Source organism: Pararhizobium sp. PWRC1-1 (genome assembly GCF_049897905.1).
Taxonomy (GTDB): Bacteria; Pseudomonadota; Alphaproteobacteria; order Rhizobiales; family Rhizobiaceae; genus Pararhizobium.
In genome coordinates this window covers 75,388-96,038 of record NZ_JAFCXE010000009.1, presented here as the reverse complement: position 1 = coordinate 96,038, position 20,651 = coordinate 75,388, and the positions used below count along the sequence as shown (strand labels likewise).

Sequence of the window (20,651 nt, the reverse complement as noted above, 5' to 3'; positions counted from 1 at the left end):
ACTATGTCTGACATCGCCAAAGTCCACGATATAGAATGGTATGCTGACGTTCCAAGGTCGATCTGGAAGCAGACGACGGTCGGGTTGGTTCTACTGGGCGTGTGTTTCGGTGGTTTCGGCGTTTGGGCGTCCACAGCCCCGCTCGCGGCAGCGGTCATTGCTCAAGGTAGTTTCGTTGCGACAGGCCAGAACAAGATTTTGCAGCATCTGGAGGGAGGTGTCATCAAGGAGATTCTCGTCAGCGAAGGCGATCAAGTGGTGGAAAACCAGCCACTTGTACGGCTCGATGAGACCGCAGCACAGGCAAGAAAACGGGAGCTGTTTTTGCGGCGCATAAGATTGGATGTCACAGCGGCGCGTCTGACGGCACAATTCGAGAACGCCGACATTCTCGATATAACGAGCTTGTTGAACGAACATCGTGCCGATCAGGATGTTTGGTCGATCCTCGTCAGCCAGCAACTCAATTTCAAGGCCCAGCAGCACAAGCTATCCAGCGAACTGTCCCTGCTTGAGCAGAACACGAAAGCCCTGCAATTTCGCGAGATAGGGTACACACGGCAAGGCAGCGCGACAATGCGGCAGTTAGACCTACTCAAGGATGAGCTTGAAAGTAAGAAAGGCTTGATGGCCAAAGGGGTAGTGCGTGCGAACGAGGTGAAGGCCATACAAAGGGCAATTGCCGAGGCTGAGGGACAGATCGGTCGCCTTGAGGCAGAGGTAGCGGAAACACAAGCGCAGATGGTTAAGGGCCAGCAAGAAGTCCTCCGGGCCGAAGGCGTCTACCAGGAAGAAGCTCTCGAACAACTGCAATCGATACAAAGTGAACGCGATACGGTTCGCGAACAATTGCGCGAGGCTGAAAACGTCCTCAAGCGCGCGACCATTAATTCACCCGTTTCGGGGACTGTCGTCCGCATCCATTACCACACAACGGGGGGCGTCATCGAAAGTGGCAAGGCAATTCTCGAAATACTACCTGCGGGGGTTCCGTTGATCATCGAAGCGCAAATCCCGCGCAACGACATCGACAGCGTGAAGTTGGGACAGGCGGCCACCCTGCGTTTGATCGCACTCAACCAGCGGACGACACCGGTCCTTCAAGGCAAGGTATTTTATATTTCAGCAGATGCCCTGCAAGACAGTAAGGCGGGCATGGCAGTTAACGACGTCTATCTTGCGCGTATCAATATTGCCCCTGGTGAGATGGCACGGGTCCATGGTTTCTCTCCAACGCCCGGCATGCCCGTAGAGGTGATGATTCAGACGGCTGAGAGAACATTCTTCAGTTATCTCGCAAAGCCGGTGACAGACAGCATGTCCAGGGCCTTCTCCGAACAATGATGATGCTATTGGATTGATCGAAACGAAGAAGTCCGATTTAGGCTGGTGCGTGGCGCTGGTACCGGGTCAGCTACAGGGCTGCAGTTGGGTCTATGATGGATGAGGTTAGTTTGTCCGGCGAATGTCACGTTGTTTCATCCATGATCGAACAAGGTGGTTCCGTGAACTTCAGCAACTTGCACCGGTCACGGCTTTCCATTGCGTCATGGCCTGGATCCGATGAATGCGTGTGGCCATAGTTGAGCGTTTTTGGAGCGGTGTGACGAAGAGATTTTGGACTGCCGAGAAAATCGATACCAAGCGTTGCAAACCGCCGACTGATCGAAATCCCTGCATCATCCGTTCCCGTTTTCGCGATGTGTTGATTTCCGCTTTGAGTTGGCCCGTATGTCCATCTGGCGTTGATCCACTCCGGCTGCTTTCAAAGGGATCAGAACCGGAGACCATAAAGTTGCCGACCATAATCTTGCTACGCCTTCAAGGCCTAGATTGGCCGCCTTAAAAGGGATTGGGCTGGCGCGCCATCACAGGGCGCCGTGAACGGAAACCATACCGTGCTCAGCGTTCAAACCGCTCCAGCATCACCCTCAATTGTACATTTGCAGGCGAAGTTTGCGAGCCAACTTGTCGCGCAGCGGCCTGATTTCCTCGTCGAGGCTTTGTGCCTCATCGGAAAAGGTGGGTATGCTTGCTTGAAGCTTCGGAAAGACACGAACTACGCTCGCTTCCTGGCTGCGCTTTTGCTTGCCGCTCGGTCTCGTCTTGGAAGGTGAGGATGTCAGCGCGTCATGAGTTGGAGTAGCGGTGAAAGGGGCGTCATCGAAAAAGACAGGATCAGCGGCATGGACGAACCTGGCGCCTTCCAGATCGACTTCCCCTGCGCGTTGCTCGCCGCCTCTGCGGAATGCTCCGGTACTGCCATTCCCGCATCGGGCTGATCGGCAGGTTGAGGCTCTCCTTCCACCAGCCGGTCACCCGAATTTGGCGTATTGTCGGTTACCGCCTCAACACGCTCGCAGCTCCCCGCCTCTTCCGACTTCACGCCGTCGGTGAGACGGTCTTGTGCTTCTTTCGCTCCCGCCGCATTAACGTCAGTCGCGCAAGAAATTTCCAAGGTGACGCCATTTGTTGTTAAACCTCGCGTTCCACCTTGCATGCAGGTTTCGAGATTAAGCTTTGGCGGCGGTCATGATCGCCGCCAAATTGCACATCTTAACGAGCAGAGAAAAAATGCGGGCAGCGATTAGCCGCGCGCCTGTGATCAACCGAGGTTCAGCCGCTTCCGCAAATCTGCATTTTCTTCTCGAAGCTTCTCAGCAAGCAATTTGCGCAGTCTCTGGTTTTCTTCTTCCAGCTGCAGAAGGTCCGCCATCTCGTTGATTGCAACAGCAGGCGCTGCTTGCACAGTCTTCGGAGCGCGTTTCACCGGCGCCCGCTTAGCGCCGACCACAACCTCCTTCGACTTGGGCTTAGGTCCTCTGGTCTGCTGGCCGCGCTTGACAGCAGTGGTGCTCAAAGCAGCTGCAGGTTCCGCCGCAATTTCGACTGACGCCGTTTCAGGTGCGACTTTCTTGGCGCGAGGTTTGCGCTGCTTCTTCGGCGGGTCGATCGCAGCGACGATTGAGGCCGGCGCGTCATTAATTGTTGTCGTGTCGTTTTCGTCGGCCATGATTGTCTCCTGTGTAGCCGTTGCAGTTGTCGGATGCCGGATTGCTGGTGTCAGCAACGGCCGTTTCCATTTTACTTTAGGTAAGGAGATCTCGTTATTGGATACACCATCTTGCTCTCCCTGCGTAAGGGACGGCATTGCCTCGTCCTGCACATCTCGCGCAACGGACTTGAGATCCATGTTGCCCCAGATCGAGTTCGATTTGGGATCGATTTTTCTGCGCCCGGATTTGTACTCAGTAACAAAACTGCGTTGAACCTTTTTCACGAAATGTAGCCTCGAAATTTCTGCGGTGATGTATCAGCGAAGTGTTTAGCATCGCAACAAGTTCTGCAAATAGCAATCGCTGCGTTGGTGGTCCAGACCCGCAGTGCTATCCGGTCGTGTGACACCCGCTGACAAGTTCAGCGGATCGCAGCTGGCGTCGAAGCCAAATTCATAGGATTTGAAAAATCTGCCAGGGCGCGTTGGCCCAAGACCCTGGTTTTGCGATGAAGATTTTAAGGTTTTCCGCGCCGATGCTGGGGAGTAGTTGATGCCGCAGGGAGGGCCGAGATAGCGACTATTACTGTCAGCCAATTCAAGGACACACAGCTTGTGTGAATAGAGTTTCAACTCTATTTCCGGCTTTGGCGACTGCGGCGGCTCCCATCCAAAAACGCTGCGTCCGCCAAACAAAGAGGAATCTTTGAACGCGCCTGCGACGATTTCTTCGAGGTCGGGACCTGTAATGTAGCGCTCCAGTTGACGAGACTGTTGATTATGGGATGGCCCGCGCTCACTGTTCCAAACCGAGTTTCAAATTCTGCGTCGATGGATGAAGATCGCCAAAGAGCCTCAACACCGAGTCAATTAGACGATTGGCACTATCCTCGTCAATTTCGACCCGCCCCTCACCTTGGTCAGTCTCAAGCGTTAGCAATCCGCGCAACGGCTCGTTCGACAACAACGTCAATTTTGAATTCTTCAGCTTGGGGCAGTTATGGTGGACCATTATCTGACACATCCGTTGAAATTGGCTTTTGTAAGATAGCAATTAATTTTAGCCATGGCTATTTAATATACTGACTGCTATGTTGAGAAGGAACTTGCGATGTCAGCATATGACGCATTCATGACCCTACTCGACATCAGCATCGCAACCGCCATCGATCACAAGAAATCGGCAATCTCACGGATTGAACGGGCCGAGACGGCACGGAATAAACAGGCTTATCGCGGCCGCACACCGCGCCGACAGAGCCATTTCTATGGCAAATATTTCGGCGGTTTTGTAAAGCGTGGCGTTGATGTCCGTGAGAACATTAATAACGGCTTCGGATGCGGTGGTCATGATCCGCGCCCCTACAGCCGTTCGCCAGTATGATCCCGTCGAAAACCTCGCGCCGACCACGGCATGGTCACACCGAATGCCCGTTGGCCGAATCCCGCTTGGCCGTTGCCGGGGATCGGCTTCGGGCCGAGGCCGTAGTTCGCGAATTCGAGCTTCGGGTTGCCTTCGAGGATTTTCGAGGCTTCAACGAGTAGTCCCTGAATCGTCGAATCCACGATATCGTAGGTTCCGTCCGCGTTGACGACGACTTTCTCTTCCGGCCAGGCAGAATCAAAAGCCCAGCGCACCGTTCAGCGTCAGACGAACCGCGACACGCCGCGTGTTGAGCACAGCCTTCACCTTGCATAGCCTTGGTTCTTACAACCATCCCCGGCACGGCGCCTCCGGTTCCAAGAAGACCCCATCGGCGTCGAAACGTCGACCGCTGGTGGTTGTTAATCCAGTTGCGCGGCCATCCTCGATGGTGACACTGGCTGGCGCCCGGGACCGGGCGCTTCAGGCCATGGCAAAATTTGCAAGCCAGTCCGTGTCCAAATGGTGTTTGTGGCAATACTCGAAAAGCCGCTTGCGGGTTTTTCCGGGGCGGTCGAGGCCGAGATAGCGGGCGGCATTTTTCCAGAGAATATTCTGCTGCTGCTGCGCGCTGACACCTGCCAGGGTCAACTCGCCGGTGATCTTACTGACATAGCTGTTGTAGTTCTTTTCCAGCGCCATCATCGACCAGTCCGTGCCGAACATCAGCTGGGTTGCGTTGGGATCGTATTTTTCCAGCCAATCGCTCAACAGGCCGCGAATATCCCCCTGAAGCTTGGTGTCGTCACTGCTGACGAGTTCGCTGAGATAACTCAGGTCGGCAAACAGGTGCGGGCGGCGTCCGTGATTGAACGTCTTGCCGATGATCTCCTCCCAGCTCGGCGGACCGCCAAACTTGTCGTCGTTGCACGAGACCATGACGCCTGTCGGATGTCCCGGCCGCAGGACCTCGTCGAAGGCACCGAAATGCGCGAGGTTGATACGCAGGTCGTTGTATTTGTTGGTATCGAGAAGCTGTTTCCAGTATTTCGGGCTGGCAAGATTGCCATAGCCGCAGGCCGCTCCAATGCTGTTTTCGGCATGCGCCATGATCGGAACGTCATTGTCCCTGCACCAATTGTAGAGCCGTGCCAGTGCCGCATCGATCTTTCCGCCGTTTTTCCAGGCCTTGAAGCCCATGGGCGGATAGAGTTTGACGCCGATGAAGCCTTTTTCCAGGATTGCGTATCTGACATTGCGCATGGCCGAGTCCGGATGTTCTGCCTCGCGTTGCGGATCAAAGCCGACGAAACTGTGCATGTGAATGCCGGTCGATTTGGCGATCGCGCGCTGCACTTCTTCCATGACATCAACCTGATCACGCTGCGGCGAAGCCTTGCCGCCGATCGATTTTTCAAAATCCAGAATGCTCGGCGTGATCAGTGACATCTGGCATTTGGACGCGAATATCCGGATATAGTTGCGGGCCAGTTCCTCCCGGTATTCCTGCATGAGGCTGACGAAGGAAAAATAGGTGCTGAATTTGCCCTGGCTGCGTGCGGCCGCCGCCAGGGCATTGGTATCGTCCTGGGTCATCGACCGGGCGTTGCGCTGAAAGGTCGCCGGCAGGTCAGCATCTGCGGCGAACTCCTCCAAAAGGCCTTGATAATCGGGAGCGCCGGTCACCGTACGCAGCGAAAATTCATGGGCTGACCGGTCTCCACGCGACAATTCGGCTAGCGTCTCGAACGCCTTTTGCAACTGCTCATTCTGGCGGCGCTTGATGGTGTCGCCCGATGGCCGCGTCGCCCGCTTTTCCAGAATGGCGAGCTCGCTCTTGGCTGTCGGAGCCAGGTCGCCGAGCGCAACAACCATGAAAACGACGAAGGCATCGAGGCGGCGCTTATATTCCTCGTCGCTACGGGCCAGCGTAAACTCCGGCTTGGCCTCCCTCAGCGCCACATAACGGACGAGCCCTTCAACGGGGACATCGGCGGCGTTGAAGAAGTGGCAATGGACATCGATGATCGGGTGGCTAACTTGACAGGCACCGGGTTTGGGAAGCGTTAGGTGGCATCCGGAAAGAATGCCCAGCATCGTTCCCCAGGCGCCGAGCCGCAACACGTCCCGGCGGGCGATAGCGGCGGTCATGCCGGTCCAATCGCTGTCCATATCTGCCCCCTGTTGTCGCCATCCCTCTGCGTGCAACAGCTCAACAATAACCCGCGTATGAATTGAAGGAAACCGCTTTTTACTTGTTGCGCTGATGAGCTATCGGCACAATCGATGCAGCTTCCGGTCGGATCGCAGGCATGTTACTGTAAAATATAGGGGGATTTTTTGCGTGGTTGTCAGTGCCGGCAAGTATGAAATCCAGCGTTATCTGCCGGGGGCCTTGGTTCAATGGTCCTCTGTGGCAGCGACGGAAATTGCCTGCCCCACACGCGAGGAATTTCTCGGATCATTACTTCTGGTAGATATCTCCGGTTCTACCAAATTGACCGCCAAACTGTCCGAAAGCGATCGCACCAAGGGGGCCGAACGAATCAGTCAGCTTCTGAACGGCTTTATGAGCCAGCTGGTCAACCACGTCGAGGCATCCGGCGGTACGGTTTTCAATTTCGGAGGCGATAGTCTGCTGGCCGGCTGGCGGGCGCGGTCGGCAGACGAGATCGCTGAGGCGACGTGGCGCAGCTGCGATTGCGCGGTGCGGATCCGCGAGCGGTTCGAAGGGCCGGCCATGCCCGAAGGGGCCATCCAGCTGCGCACAGCGGTTGGGGCCGGCGACATCGCGCTGCTCCATCTGATGCCACGCGCCGGTCAACGCTGGCTGGTCGTCAGCGGCGATTGTTTTTCGCAGGTCGATCATTGCGGCCAATTGAGCGATGCCGGGGAAATCCTCCTATCGAGCGATGCGTGGCGGCTGGTCAGCCGCCGTGCGACTGGGCAGCCTGGGCGAGAGGGAACCGTTCGCTTCGAAGGGATTGAGCCCTACCCCGTGGTCGAAAGCCGCAAGGTCAAGGTGCTAGCCGTCTCCAAAAACCTTGGCATCTATCTGCCGAAAGCGCTGCGCGCCCGCTTGCTTTCGCCTCTGTCGGAATGGCTTGCGGATCTGCGCTCCGTCACCGCGATGTTTGCCCATATCCCCGGCCGCGAACTGGATACCGATCTCGACCGGCTGAATGGTCTTGTGGCCCTCTCTATATCCATCGTCACGAATGCGGGAGGCGAAGTCCTGCATACGCTGCTGCACTCCAGCGGGCTCGAGGTCTTTGCGGTTTTCGGACTTCCCGGTGAAACCCATGCCGACAATGCCAGGCGTGCCGTTCTTGCCGCGCTGCGGTTTTCGAGCGAGCTTGACGGCGCGGGGCATGGTCTTTCGGTCGGGATTGCCACGGGCGAAACCTTCTGCGGCGCGCTGGGCGCTGCACATCGCTCCGACTACACGGTGGTGGGCGAAGCAGCAAACACGGCGGCGCGGCTGGCAAGCGTTGCAGCCGGGCGCATCCTCGTCGATAGCGTGACGGCCCATGAAACGGCGGGCCATGTGACATTTGCGGGCCCCTGGTCGCTGTCCGTGCCCGGCGTTCGCGGCGGCGTCGCGGCCTTCGTGCCGCTGTCCGCGCAAGGCGGCGCTGCCAGTGGCGGCGCACCGGCGCTGGTAAACCGGGTGTCCGAGCTCGATGTCCTGACGCGTTACGTCGACGGGGCAGGCAGTGAAAAAGCAGGCGTTCTGGTCATCCGCGGCGATCCGGGTATCGGAAAATCGGCTTTGCTGCGGACATTTGTTGAACGGTGCCGCGACCGCGGCCTGCGGGTCCTGGTCGGCGGCGCCGACGATATTGAGCGGGCTGCACCCTATTTCGCATGGCGGGCGATCATTCGGGAATTGATCGGGCTGGGCGATCTGCGCGGCCATGAAGCCACTGAAAAAGTTCATCGCTTCTTCGAGAGCCGCTCAGATCTGGCACCTTTGGCACCGCTTCTCAACGATGCCATGGACCTGACGCTGCCGGAGACGGCAGAGATGCAGGCCATGTCCGGCGACGGGCGGTCCCATAACCTGCGGAAATTGCTGAACAAGCTTTTGACGGGCATGGCGCAGCCGCCGGTCGGACTGATCGTGCTTGAGGATGTCCATTGGCTGGACGAAGTGTCAGGTCTTTTGCTGGGACGGTTGATCTCCGGGACGGTGCCGATACCTGTCATTCTCTCCACACGCACTGGAGAAACGGCAGCGGATCTTCAGCGATGGGCGGGATTGCAGGAATTCGCGCTGCAATCGCTTGATCTGATGCCGCTTGGTTTCGAGGACACCACGGCTCTCGTGCGCTCATTCATGCACGCCGATCCGCCTTCCGGAGGCTTCGATGAAGTGGTCTACGCCCAATCGGCGGGCAACCCGTTTCTGATCGGCGAAATCTGCCGGATGATCGGAGAGCGTGGCGCGATGAACGGCGGTTCCGCAGCGGCAACGCCGATCAGTGGCAAGCGGCCGAGCGAGACCGCGTTGCTTAGCATCGCCAAGGTCACGGTCCTCAGCAGAACCGACAGGTTGCCCCCCGATCAACAGGTACTGCTGAAACTGGCCAGCGCGCTGGGATCAACATTCGCTGCCGCTGATCTTGCCGCTCTGCCGCTGGTCCAGCAGACGGATCTGAACATCGGTGAGTGCCTGGCCAGGCTGCAGAACGCACATCTGATAAAACCGGCAGCCGATCGGCCTGATCATTTCGTCTTCAGCCATGCCATTATTCGCAAGGCTATCTACGACAGCATGCTGGCCGAACAGCGCCGCGAGGCGCACCGGGCTATCGCACGGACGATGGAGCAAAGCCGGCAACCCGACAATGCCGAGAACCTGCCGCTCATTCTTAGCCATTGGGAGCGAGCTGATGAAGCGGCGCTGTCGTTCAACTATCTCGATCGCGTTGCCGAATTGCGGCTGCGGCAGTTCGACAACGAGGCCGTCGTGGAACTGATCGGTCGATTCTTCCGCACGGCAAAGGAACTGGCAATCGAGATCAACCCGGCGAGACGGGCCGCCGCCTGTTTCCTGCTCGGCGAAGCCAGCCTCAATCTTGGCAGGGCGGTTCCAGCCCGGCAAGCCTATGAGGAAGGCCTTCGCCTTTCGGGCGTTCCGTTGCCGGGATCGTTTGCCAGTCTGGTGCTGCATCTGGTTCTTGACGTTGGTGAACAGGTATGGCGGCGGTTGCGGCACAGGGATGTGACTTGGGTCCTGAAAAGGGAGATCGCGCAATCGCAATCCGACCCCTTCCTTCTGGCGGCGAAGGCTCACGAGGATCTGACCCGGATCTATTATTTCACCAGTGAGAAACTCAGGCTGGTACATGCGACGCTGCGGGCAACCAATCTGGCCGAGCGCAACACCCTGGTCTCGCCGACGATGGCCGTCAACTATGCCAGCCTCGGGGCGATCTGCGGGGTTATTCCGCTGCGCAGGCAGGCCGCTCATTACAGCCGGATCGCCAGCGCCCTGTCGGACCGTATCGATCGTCCGGGGACGCGGGTGCGGGTTCATCTGCTTGCTGGGCTTTATCAGACGAGTATCGGCAACTGGAATGAGGCTAAGGATGAGTTCGAGGCAGGTCTGGGGCATGCCTCGGCAGTGGGTGATCTGCGCCGCTGGTGCGAACTCGCCGTCGGCCTGGAGACGATCTGCGGCCCATGGCTGCTGACCCCGGCCTTCAATGGCATCGCCCCCTGGGAGCTGCTGGTCACCCGTATCTGCGACGAGGGTCGCAGGCGAGGCGATATCCAGGTTCTCGGATGCGGGCTGCTCGGTGGCATTCGCGGGCATGCAGCGCTGGGCGATCAGGAGGCGATGGCCCCGATGCTCGACGAGCTAGGCCAGATCATCACGGATCGGGCCGGCGGCCTTGAACTCGTTCACTGCGTCGAGGGCGCGTCCTTCCTTGCCGAGGAGGCGTACGGGCGCGGCGAAAGCGAGACGGCCAAATCCTGGTTCGATCGAGGCATGCAATGGTGCGCCGATCTCAATCCGGCGATGAAGACGCGTACCCTGCCGGCTTTGGTGCGGCTGTTCGACGTGGCGATCGAGCAGGGCGACGACAAGCTGATGGCAGCAAGTTCGGTCCTTGCCAAACTTTGGCGCTTTGCCCGCGTCTACCCGGTCGGCCGTCCCGCGGCGTTCCTGGCCGAGGCGACGCTGCGGGCACGGCTCGGCCAGACCCGCCGCGCCGAACGGGCGGCAAGCAAAGCCTTTGACGAGGCGGTACGGCTTGCAGCACCTGCCATGGCGGCGGCTGCCCTTCAGCATCCTGCCGGACCCGGAGATGCCGCGTACCGGCGCCAATTCGATAAGTTGCTCGCCGGCACCGCAGCGCCGTGGGGTGATGTCATTCGCATTGACAATGGCGGCGTGGATTTTCGAGCGCCGCCGTCAACGGCACCGGCCCTGCGCCAGCGAGGCTGGCAATGAATGGGCTTCGGCGTCCGCGCGTTCTGATCGTTCTTGCGCATTTCGACGAAACCCGAAATCCGCGTGGCCGCCCCGATTTCATTCCACAGGGCATGGGACACGTGTTTTTGGCGGGAGCCTTCAACAGGGAGAGGGTTGACGTCCAGATCTACAGCGAATTCCACAGCGGGCCCCTGATCGACCAGGCCGCCTTCTGTGAACAGGATATGCTGGTGCTCACCGGCGTCACCGCCGCCTTCGATCGCATGCGTCATCTGACCGCCTATATCCGAACCAAATCTCCGGGTTGCGTCGTGGTGGCGGGCGGGCCTGCGGCTCGCAACCTGCCGGTCTCAAGTGCCGAATGTTTCGACTATGTCTGTGATGGCGACGTGGAGCAGATGCAGGATGTCGTTCGCGCTGTGTTCGGCGAGTGGGCCGCTTCGGAGCAGCTGTTGCCGCGGTTCGATCTGATCAATTGGGGTGGTCCAGTCAATTATGTCGAAACCAGCCGCTACTGCAATTTCAAATGCAGTTTCTGCGCGCTGACCGGCGAGAGGCGGCATTACCATTCTTATGATCTCGACTATATCGAGGCGCAGATACGCGGTGCCCGCCCCAACAAATACGTCCTGTTCATCGACAACAATTTCTACGGCAACAACCGGGACTTCTTTCTGGCCAAGCTGGAGCTAATCCGGTCGCTCTGGCGGCAAGGTCTGTTTCTCGGCTGGATCGCGCTTGTCACGGGCGATTTCTTCAAGGATCCGCGCAATCTGGAACTGGTTCGCCAGGCAGGGTGCCTCGGCATTTTCAGCGGGGTGGAGTCGCTTAGCGAGGCCCAGCTGAAACGATATCAGAAGAAGCAGAATCTCGTCGTGCCGCAGCTGGACGCGATCCGCAACAGTCTGAAGGCGGGGATCGCCTTCCAGTATGGGCTGATGTTCGATCCATCGACGCAGACCCTTGAGACGATGAACGCCGAGCTCAACTTCATCACCGGCGAACGCACAATCCCGCTGCCCGCCTTCCTCAGCCTCGCCATCCCGCTGCTGGGCACCCCGCTGTTTCACGAAAGCCTTGCGGGCAACCGTTTCCTGCCCTCAGCCAAGCTGCGGGACATGGATGGTTTTACGTTGATGACCAGGCCGCTCGACAGCCTCGACGACGCCGCTGTTTTCGCGCGGCAGCTGGCGCGGCTCGATGGCCATCGGTCGCGTATCCTCTATCACTGCCTCGGGTTCTACATGAGTTATCGCCGCTCGCTTTCGGGGCGGCAGATGGCGCATCTGCTGGCCAACAGTCTGCGTCTTGCCGTCCCCTCGATCATCCACCGGCGGCGGCTGGAAAAAGAAGCGGCGGGAGAGGCGAGCCTGACCTATGTAACGACGACGCAGCCGCTCGGGCCGCTCTACACGCCGGCATTCCCAGTTTCAGAAAAATTTCGCGGGCACTTTGCGCCGACAATGATCACCGATGCATCGGGCTTGCTGGATGAGAAGCTGGCTCGTGACCTGGAGGCCCGGCGTCTGCCGGTCAGGCGTGCCACCCGTGTTGGTGCGCGCGAGGCAGGCTGAGCTACAGCTGGAGATCAACAGACCGGCCCAAGTAAGGTGTGACTTTGCTTCAGCCAGCAAGCGATGCTGGAAGGAGCCAGGAGAAGGAGTGAACCGCCTGAAATTCAGCGCTCTGCGGGAGGAGGTGTATCGCTTCGATGAAAAGCCAAAGCGTGACCCAGGCTCGATGCTTCAGGCGCATCCCCGAAGGCTCGACTGGATCAGGCGGCCGCCTTAACATCGAACTCGAAATGGAGCTGGTCATATGGGAACTCCACGCCAGCGTCCGTCCGGTCCAGGACACCCGCGTTGGCAAGCGTCGTCACGTCCTTATGGACGGCCTGCACGTCCCGGCCGACACGGCGGGCGACTTCCCTAATCGCCAACGGACCTTGCCCTGCCATAGCCTTCACGATTGCAAGACGCGGCGGCGCAAGAACCTTGTGCATGTCGTCACAGCTTGGAAAGTTCACCGAAGGCGTGGCAGGCACAAAGGTACCTTCCAGTGCTTTCTGTCCCGCATTCACGAATCGGGCCTTGGCATCGGAAATCGAGCTTAATCTGATGACGAGCGTACTCATGCCAGTATCCTTTCTATGTCCGCCTGAAAGGTGGCGATGATCGCCTTTGCCTCGCTGATTGATCGCATTCGCCGTTCACGATCAGCGCCAGACGATATTTGAAATGATGGCTGCTGCCGGGCACGGGTGTCGGCACATGCCACAGAACTGTTTCGAAGAAAGCCGTAGCGCTGACGGCGGTACTGGAATTCTCGATCAGCACGGCTTCCATGTTGTTTTGGATAACATCACTCGCCGTTGTTGTCATAACAACATCAAGGGTGTGGGCTAGCGCAGCAAAGCCTGTGCCAATTCGATACCCCGGCGCGGGCTCAGGGGCGATGATGCTGGCCGACAGATGCCCAGCGACCGTGCGTTATCGATAAAGTCGTTGTTAGCGCGGTTCCCGGCCACCGAGGGAAAAATTTCGCTGATAGGTCGCGCGGATCAGCAGCTCCGCAGCTTCGGATGCGCGCGTTTCATCGCGAGCCTCGATCGCATCGATGATCGCCTCGTGCATTTTCAGCGAGTGCTGCAGGCCTCCGAACGTCTTCAGCGTTTTGGGAATGCTGATCGTGAGCGCCGCGCGGATGACGGAGGACACCGGCAGCAGAAACCGGTTGTGAGCCGCCTGAAAGATCTGCAGATGGAAGCTGATGTCGGCCTCGATTGCCGCCTGCGCCGTCGCGTGCTCTTCGGCGATATGGGAAAAAGCTGCCCTGATCTGTGCGAGTTCGGCGGGAGAGCCGCGCCGTGCGGCTAGGCTTGCAGCCAGCGGCTCCACTGCCGAACGAATCTCGAACAGTTCCTCTGCCAGCGCATCCTGGTCATCGGCATTTCCCTGCCAGGCGAGAACGACCGGATCGAAGGTGTTCCAGAATTCGGGAGACCTGACGCGAGTGCCAAGGCGCGGTTTTGCCTCGATGAAGCCCTTGGGGCTCGTTCCTCCAAATTCGCGACTGTTTTCATTTTCTCGTATAATCGGAGTTATTAGTGGTCAAGCGCGTGGCGCGCGGAATCGGGGAGCTGGGGGGAAAATCTTGGGATGCGGTTTCAAAGAGCAGACCGCCGCAACATTGCCGCCCCAATGCATGGGCGCGGAAATGGATTGCTAGGCTCACAAGCAAAACGACCCGCCCGCCTGCGACTGCAGTCGGGTTTGATTCAGTCGAGCGTGATCAACTGCGCCTGCTCAAACAGGGTGGTGGAGCACGCTAAGGCCGCCGTCGATCGTCAAGCAGGTGGCATTCATGAACGGGCATTCGTCGGAGATCATGAAGAGAGCCGCGAGCGCGATTTCATCGGCCGTGGCGATGCGCCCGCCCGGATGCAACCTCATCGTTGCTGCCTCGGCGGCAACCGGGTCGGGGAAACTGTTCCAGTATTCGGTGGCCTTCTGGGTCAGCACATAGCCCGGCGCCAACGCATTCACCCGCACGCCCTGCGGCGCATACTCGATGCCAAGAGACTTGGTCATACCCAGCAATGCGTGCTTGGCCACCGGATAGGGGAATGTGTGCGGAATGATGGTGAAGGCATGGGTCGAGGCGATATTGAGGATCACGCCGCCGCCCTGCCCGATCATGCCTGGAAGCACAGCCTTCGAGCAGTTCCACGCGCCTTTCAGGTTGATGTCGAAGCAGCGCTGCCATTCGGCGTCGCTGGTCTCCAATGGCTCGTGGAAGACATTGACGCCGGCATTGTTGATCAACGCATTGATCGGGCCGATTTCGGTTGTGGCGCGTTCGACGGCCGCGGATAATGCTGCTGTATCGGTGATATTGGCAACGGCGTATCCAATGGTGGCACCGCCGGCCTGCAGCGACAGTGCTTCCGTCTCCAGCAAGACGGCATCGAGGTCGACGAGGAACAGGTTTGCGCCTTCCTTGGCGCAGGCCCGGGCGATCGCAAGGCCGATGCCTTGCGCCGCTCCGGTGATCATGATCCGTTTGCCCTTGAGCCGGTCTGTCATCGCTTTAATCTCCCGCCATCACCACTCGGCAAAGCTGCCGTCTTCATGGCGCCAGATCGGGTTGCGCCAGCGATGGCCTTCCTTGGCGCGTTCGATGACATAAGCTTCGTCGACCTCGATGCCGAGGCCCGGCCCCTGTGGGATGCTGACGAAACCATCGGCATACTGGAAGACATCCTTGTTGGAGATGTAGTCCAAGACATCGTTGCCCTTGTTGTAGTGGATGCCGAGGCTCTGTTCCTGGATGAAGGCATTGTAGCTGACAGCATCGATCTGCAGGCAGGCCGCAAGGGCAATAGGGCCGAGCGGGCAATGCGGTGCCAGCGCCACGTCATAGGCCTCCGCCATCGCCGCAATCTTGCGGCATTCGGTGATGCCGCCGGCATGGGAAAGGTCCGGCTGGATGATATCGACGAAGCCGTCGGACAGCACCTGCTTGAAGTCCCAGCGCGAATAGAGCCGTTCCCCCAGTGCAATCGGCGTCGAGGTGTGATTGACGATATCGCGCAGCGCTTCCTTGTTTTCAGAAAGGACGGGTTCCTCGATGAACATCAGCTTGTAAGGGTCGAGTTCTTTGGCCAGCACCTTGGCCATCGGTTTGTGAACGCGTCCATGGAAATCGACGCCGATCCCAATGTAAGGACCGACCGCATCGCGGATGGTGGCGATGGTCTGGACGGCTTTTTCAACCTTGTCATAGCTATCAACGATCTGCATTTCCTCGCAGCCGTTGAGCTTGATCGCCTTGAAACCGCGGGCAACCACATCGCGGGCATTGTTGGCAACGTCAGCCGGACGATCCCCACCAATCCAGGAATAGACCTTGATCTTATCGCGGACCTGGCCGCCGAGCAGCGAATGGATGGGTTGGCCGAGCGCCTTGCCCTTGATGTCCCAGAGCGCCTGATCGATGCCGGAAATGGCGCTCATGTGTACCGCACCACCGCGATAGAAGCCGCCGCGATACATGACGTTCCAGTGATCCTCGATCAGGAACGGATCCTTGCCGATCAGATAGTCTTCCAGCTCGTGAACGGCAGCCTGAACCGTCAATGCGCGGCCCTCGACCACCGGCTCGCCCCAGCCGACAATGCCTTCGTCTGTCTCGACTTTCAGAAACAGCCAGCGCGGTGGAACGATATAGGTGGTCAGTTTGGTGATCTTCATCAGCGAAGGTCCTGTGTCGAAGGAAAGTATGGGTCCAATATTCTCTCAAGGCTGCCCAGGCGCCCGTGAACCGGACGGTTAAGAAGCGGACTGCGGCAGGTGTCTTTTTACGGCAACCGCAAGATCGCGCGCGGCAAGAGACAGCAGCTGCAAGGAGCAGTTTCTCGCTGCCGCCGTATCGCGCATGCGCAGCGCTTCCACCAGCTGCCGGTGCACATCCAAGGCTTCGTCGCGCTTGTCTACCGCCTCGTTGGAGGCATGCAACGAGAACTCCAGCGCCACCTGAATGATGCTCGCCAACTGCAGAAATACCTGATTGTGGCTCGCCTTCAGGAGGTTGGTATGAAAGGCGACGTCAGCCTTGGTAAAGCGCTCGATATCGCCGGCGGCGTCGCGCATCTCATGCCAGGCGCGCTCGACATCGGCGATCTCCTGTACCGTCGCCCGTTCGGCCGCAAGTTCGGCAGCGGCCGGCTCGATCGCCCGGCGCGCTTCCAGGATGCAATTCAAGAGATCAAATTCAAAGATCCTGGGGCCAATCCATTCCAGTACCTGCTGGTCGAGGATGTTCCACTCGTCCTTGCGGCAGACGACAGTGCCGACCCGTGAGCGGCCGCGCACCAAGCCCTTCGATTCGAGAATCTTCAGCGATTCCCGGATGACCGTCCGGCTGACGCCGTAACGTTCGCACAGGTCATTCTCCGTTGGAAGGAAATCGCCAGCCGAGAATATATCGGCGCAGATATCGGCGGCGATGGCCCTCGTCACGTTCTTCTGGACACGCGGCCGCCGAACGGTTTTGTCGCCGGCCACATCCGCTGATCGTTCCTGTTGTCCTTCCACCGGCATCTCCATCCCCGTCGCCGCACGCTCAACGAGCCTTCGGCGATGCATATCGCAGTTTAATTTGCATGGCGACCGCTGCGAACGATCCGCCACACTCATTCTCAATATCATACATAGATATTTTAATCATCATACAATGACAATTGACCAGTATGATGTTTCGTCATACATAAATGACCACTGCAGGGAGCAGTTTGATCTAGGGAGAGAGACCATGCGCTTTTTAAAAGCAGCCATCCTGGCTGGCACCGTCGCCGTTTTCGCTGCCACGTCGGCCTATGCTGCCGATGTAAAAATCGGCTTCATCGTTAAACAGCCTGAAGAGCCGTGGTTCCAGGACGAATGGAAGTTCGCGGAAGTTGCCGCCAAGGAAAAGGGCTTCACGCTCGTCAAGATCGGCGCCGATGACGGAGAAAAGGTTCAGTCGGCAATCGACAACCTTGGCGCACAGGGCGCGCAGGGCTTCATTATCTGCACTCCCGACGTCAAGCTCGGTCCCGGCATCATTGCCAAGGCAGCTGCTAATGACCTCAAGGTGATGACGGTGGACGACCGCCTGGTCAACGCCGATGGCAGCCCGATCGAAGATGTGCCGCATATGGGCATTTCCGCTACCAAGATCGGCGAGGCGGTCGGTCAATCCATCGTTGACGAGATCAAGAAGCGCGGCTGGAATATGAGCGAAGTGGGCGCGATCCGCGTCTCCTACGATCAGCTGCCGACAGCCGTCGACCGTGTCGAAGGTGCTCTTTCGGTGCTGAAGGCCAATGGCTTCCCGGAAGCCAATATCTTTGATGCACCACAGGCAAAGACTGATACGGAAGCAGCACTCAATGCATCGACGGTTGTTCTCAACAAGAACGCCAATATCAAGAAATGGGTCGCAGTCGGCCTCAATGACGAAGCCGTTCTCGGCGCCGTGCGCGCCACCGAAACCGTCGGCATTGCGGCCGACAGCATGATCGGCGTCGGCATCGGCGGTGCGGATTCGGCGATCAACGAGTTCAAGAAACCCACGGCAACCGGCTTTTTTGGCACGATCATCATCTCGCCGAAGCGTCATGGGTATGAGACAGCCTTGAACATGTACGACTGGATCGCCGACGGCAAGGAGCCGGAAAAACTGATCCTGACGGCGGGTCAGGTCGCGCTTCGTGACAACTATGAAGCGGTACGCAAGGAACTTGGTATAGAATAATCGTCGCATAGACGAAAAACGCCTGGCGGCTTCCAGCCGCCGGGCGCCCCGATACGGAGCGCCGCCTATGCAAGACTTTCTCGAATTCAAATCCATATCCAAGGGATATCCAGGCGTTCAGGCCCTGTCCGAGGTCTCCTTTTCCGTCCGCAAGGGTGCCGTTCACGGCTTGATGGGCGAAAACGGTGCCGGAAAATCCACCTTGATCCGCGTTCTCTCCGGTGATCAGGCCGCCGATACGGGCGAAATCCGCATCGGTGGCGAACAGCAGGTCTATAAGTCTGTTCGCGACGCCTTTCAGGCCGGCGTGATCGTCATCCACCAAGAGCTGCAACTGGTCGCCGAATTGACCGTTGCCGAAAACCTCTGGCTCGGCCGCTTTCCCGCCAGAGCCGGCGTGGTCGACAGGCGCAGGCTGATCGCTGTCGTCGCTAAAAAGCTGACTGAAATGGGCATCGATGTTGATCCCACGGCAAAAGTTGCATCATTGTCCATCGGCGAACGCCAGATGGTCGAGATCGCCAAGGCCGTGATGGTCAACGCGCGTGTTATCGCGCTGGATGAACCAACATCCTCATTGTCTTCCCGCGAAAGCGAAATCCTGTTTTCGCTGATCGACCGGTTGCGCGCCAACGGCACCGTCATTCTCTATGTCTCGCACCGTCTCGACGAAATCTTTCGCCTCTGCGACAGCCTGACGGTTCTGCGCGACGGTAAGCTCGCCGCCCATCATGCGGATATATCTGAGGTTACGCGCGATCAGATCATCGCCGAGATGGTCGGACGCGAGATCGCCAACATCTGGGGATGGCGGGGTCGGCCGCTCGGCGCCACGCGGCTCCAGGCCGATAATATAGCCGGTCCCAAACTCCCCCACCCCATCAATTTCACGGTGCGGCAAGGCGAGATTCTCGGCTTTTTCGGACTGATCGGCGCCGGGCGCAGCGAAATGGCGCGGCTCCTCTATGGCGCCGATGCACGCTCACAGGGCGTGGTCATCGTCGATGGAGTAACGGTCACGGCCGATAGCCCCGCACATTCGATCCGCGCCGGCATTGTTCTCTGCCCGGAAGATCGCAAGCTCGATGGCATCATTCAGGGTCGGTCCATCGAAGAAAACATGGCGATTTCCTCGCGCCGGCACTTTTCGCCCTTCGGCATCCTCAACCCGAAGAAGGAAGGTGAGCTTGCCGAGACTTTCATCGCCAAGCTGCGCGTGCGCACGCCGTCCCGCAAGCAGGACATCATCAACCTGTCCGGCGGCAACCAACAGAAGGTGATCCTCGGCCGCTGGCTTTCCGAGCAGGGCGTCAAGGTTCTGCTGATCGACGAACCGACGCGCGGTATCGATGTCGGCGCCAAGTCCGAAATCTACGAAATTCTCTATGAACTTGCCGCACAGGGCATGGCAATCATCGTGATCTCCAGCGAGCTGCCCGAGATCATGGGCATTACCGACCGGATCGTCGTCATGTGCCAAGGCCGCATCGCCGCCGAGATCGATCGATCCGATTTCGACGAGCGGCGGATCCTGGCCGCCGCCCTGCCGGACGTTTCGAACGCCAGCGACCGCCCCATACAACAGGTACAGAGCCGATGACATCCTTGAAAAAACTTCTTCTCGGCGAACAGGGATTGGTCGTCATTTTCGCTCTCGCCTTCGCGATCGTCTCGCTGACGGTTCCCAACTTCCTGACCGAACGCAATATGCTCGGCCTGCTGCAGTCAGTGGTCACCATCGGCATCGTTGCCTGCACCATGATGTTCTGCCTGGCGTCGCGCGACTTCGACCTTTCTGTCGGCTCGACCGTGGCGTTTTCCGGCATGATTGCCGTCATGGCATCGAATGCCACCGGGTCCATCATTCTTGGCCTGCTCGCCGCGCTGGTCTGCGGTAGCTTCGTCGGCCTGGTCAACGGCGTCGTCATCGCCCGGTTCCGCATCAATGCGCTGATCACCACACTGGCGACCATGCAGATCGTTCGCGGCCTGGCATTGATCTCGTCCGACGGCCGGGCCGTCGGCATCAACGATCCCGGCTTTTATCAGCTCGCGCTGTCGAAATTCCTCGGCGTGCCGACACCGATCTGGGTCATGGGGGTGCTCTTCCTTGCGTTCGGCTTTCTGCTGAACCGCACCGTCTTCGGCAAGAACACGCTGGCGATTGGCGGCAATCCAGAAGCATCGCGGCTGGCCGGCGTCAATGTCTCGCGCATGCGCATCTGGATCTTCATGCTACAGGGGCTGGTCTGCGGCATCGCCGGCGTGCTGCTCGCCTCCCGGATCACCTCCGGTCAGCCGAATGCCGCGACCGGTCTTGAGCTTTCGGTCATTTCGGCCTGCGTTCTCGGTGGCGTCTCGCTTGCTGGCGGCCGCGCAGCCATGGCCGGCGTCATCGTCGGCGTGCTGATCATGGGTATTGCTGAAAATGTCATGAACCTCCTTAACATCCAGGCCTTCTACCAATATGTGGTGCGCGGTCTCATCCTGCTGCTTGCGGTTCTGCTCGACAACCTGCGCTCGGTGGCCGCTGGCCGGCGTGGTTAATCCGG

At 58.8% G+C, this 20,651-nt stretch carries 16 protein-coding genes and 3 pseudogenes; 7 read left to right on the top strand and 12 right to left on the bottom strand.

Annotation, left to right across the window (positions count from 1 at the left end):
- Positions 1-3 precede the first annotated feature (3 nt).
- Entirely contained in the window at positions 4-1,344 is a 1,341-nt protein-coding gene (locus ACP7E0_RS15615; RefSeq protein ID WP_426125960.1) for an HlyD family type I secretion periplasmic adaptor subunit, read from the top strand.
- Between the two features lie 168 nt (positions 1,345-1,512).
- Here ACP7E0_RS15615 and ACP7E0_RS15610 read toward each other — a convergent pair.
- From ACP7E0_RS15610 to ACP7E0_RS15595, 4 genes and pseudogenes are all read right to left on the bottom strand, one after another.
- Positions 1,513-1,698: pseudogene (locus ACP7E0_RS15610) on the bottom strand (IS6 family transposase); the annotation flags it as partial.
- Between the two features lie 424 nt (positions 1,699-2,122).
- The gene (locus ACP7E0_RS15605) at positions 2,123-2,500 is read right to left on the bottom strand and encodes a hypothetical protein (RefSeq protein WP_426125959.1); all 378 of its coding nucleotides are present in this window, start codon (positions 2,498-2,500) and stop codon (positions 2,123-2,125) included.
- A 105-nt stretch (positions 2,501-2,605) separates the two neighbouring features.
- Positions 2,606-3,280: a transcriptional regulator gene (locus ACP7E0_RS15600; protein ID WP_426125957.1), complete on the bottom strand. Its 675-nt coding sequence runs from the start codon at positions 3,278-3,280 to the stop codon at positions 2,606-2,608.
- Positions 3,281-3,655: 375 nt separating this feature from the next.
- Positions 3,656-3,775, bottom strand: a pseudogene (locus ACP7E0_RS15595) (DUF763 domain-containing protein); the annotation flags it as partial.
- Positions 3,776-4,127: 352 nt separating this feature from the next.
- On the opposite strand from ACP7E0_RS15595, the gene ACP7E0_RS15590 reads away from it, so the two are divergent.
- Complete coding sequence (locus ACP7E0_RS15590) at positions 4,128-4,379, top strand: hypothetical protein (protein ID WP_426125956.1); 252 nt, start codon at positions 4,128-4,130, stop codon at positions 4,377-4,379.
- Here the strand turns inward: ACP7E0_RS15590 and ACP7E0_RS15585 are convergent.
- Together ACP7E0_RS15585 and ACP7E0_RS15580 are read right to left on the bottom strand one after the other, a co-directional pair.
- Positions 4,358-4,633 (bottom strand): hypothetical protein, encoded by a 276-nt coding sequence (locus ACP7E0_RS15585; protein ID WP_426125955.1) that lies wholly within the window; start codon positions 4,631-4,633, stop codon positions 4,358-4,360. The genes ACP7E0_RS15590 and ACP7E0_RS15585 overlap by 22 nt on opposite strands.
- A gap of 208 nt (positions 4,634-4,841) precedes the next feature.
- The gene (locus ACP7E0_RS15580; protein ID WP_426125954.1) at positions 4,842-6,530 is read right to left on the bottom strand and encodes an amidohydrolase family protein; all 1,689 of its coding nucleotides are present in this window, start codon (positions 6,528-6,530) and stop codon (positions 4,842-4,844) included.
- 172 nt (positions 6,531-6,702) lie between these two features.
- Here ACP7E0_RS15580 and ACP7E0_RS15575 point away from each other — a divergent pair, with 172 nt between their 5' ends.
- A complete protein-coding gene (locus tag ACP7E0_RS15575) occupies positions 6,703-10,821 on the top strand; it encodes an AAA family ATPase (RefSeq protein ID WP_426125953.1) in 4,119 nt (1,372 codons plus the stop codon).
- Complete coding sequence (locus ACP7E0_RS15570; protein WP_426125952.1) at positions 10,818-12,377, top strand: B12-binding domain-containing radical SAM protein; 1,560 nt, start codon at positions 10,818-10,820, stop codon at positions 12,375-12,377. The genes ACP7E0_RS15575 and ACP7E0_RS15570 overlap by 4 nt, the downstream gene beginning before the upstream one ends.
- A gap of 200 nt (positions 12,378-12,577) precedes the next feature.
- Here ACP7E0_RS15570 and ACP7E0_RS15565 read toward each other — a convergent pair whose 3' ends face one another.
- From ACP7E0_RS15565 to ACP7E0_RS15540, 6 genes and pseudogenes are all read right to left on the bottom strand, one after another.
- Positions 12,578-12,937: a transcriptional regulator gene (locus ACP7E0_RS15565; RefSeq protein ID WP_426126074.1), complete on the bottom strand. Its 360-nt coding sequence runs from the start codon at positions 12,935-12,937 to the stop codon at positions 12,578-12,580.
- Positions 12,926-13,148 (bottom strand): annotated as a pseudogene (locus ACP7E0_RS15560) (toxin-antitoxin system TumE family protein); the annotation flags it as partial. The gene ACP7E0_RS15565 and the pseudogene ACP7E0_RS15560, both read right to left, overlap by 12 nt.
- A 162-nt stretch (positions 13,149-13,310) precedes the next feature.
- Entirely contained in the window at positions 13,311-13,712 is a 402-nt protein-coding gene (locus ACP7E0_RS15555) for a FadR/GntR family transcriptional regulator (protein WP_426126073.1), read from the bottom strand.
- Between the two features lie 396 nt (positions 13,713-14,108).
- The gene (locus ACP7E0_RS15550) at positions 14,109-14,888 is read right to left on the bottom strand and encodes an SDR family oxidoreductase (RefSeq protein ID WP_426125951.1); all 780 of its coding nucleotides are present in this window, start codon (positions 14,886-14,888) and stop codon (positions 14,109-14,111) included.
- 18 nt (positions 14,889-14,906) lie between these two features.
- Positions 14,907-16,055, bottom strand: a complete 1,149-nt coding sequence (gene dgoD / locus ACP7E0_RS15545) for a galactonate dehydratase (protein WP_426125949.1) — start codon at positions 16,053-16,055, stop codon at positions 14,907-14,909.
- A 78-nt stretch (positions 16,056-16,133) separates the two neighbouring features.
- Positions 16,134-16,910: a FadR/GntR family transcriptional regulator gene (locus tag ACP7E0_RS15540; protein ID WP_426125948.1), complete on the bottom strand. Its 777-nt coding sequence runs from the start codon at positions 16,908-16,910 to the stop codon at positions 16,134-16,136.
- Positions 16,911-17,115: 205 nt separating this feature from the next.
- Between ACP7E0_RS15540 and ACP7E0_RS15535 the strand changes: the two genes are divergently transcribed.
- From ACP7E0_RS15535 to araH, 3 genes are all read left to right on the top strand, one after another.
- Positions 17,116-18,099, top strand: coding sequence for an arabinose ABC transporter substrate-binding protein (locus ACP7E0_RS15535; RefSeq protein ID WP_426125947.1), 984 nt, complete (start codon positions 17,116-17,118; stop codon positions 18,097-18,099).
- A 67-nt stretch (positions 18,100-18,166) separates the two neighbouring features.
- A complete protein-coding gene (gene araG / locus ACP7E0_RS15530; RefSeq protein WP_426125945.1) occupies positions 18,167-19,699 on the top strand; it encodes an L-arabinose ABC transporter ATP-binding protein AraG in 1,533 nt (510 codons plus the stop codon).
- Positions 19,696-20,646 (top strand): L-arabinose ABC transporter permease AraH, encoded by a 951-nt coding sequence (gene araH, locus ACP7E0_RS15525; RefSeq protein ID WP_426125943.1) that lies wholly within the window; start codon positions 19,696-19,698, stop codon positions 20,644-20,646. Before araG ends, araH begins: the two co-directional genes overlap by 4 nt.
- Positions 20,647-20,651: the final 5 nt, after the last annotated feature.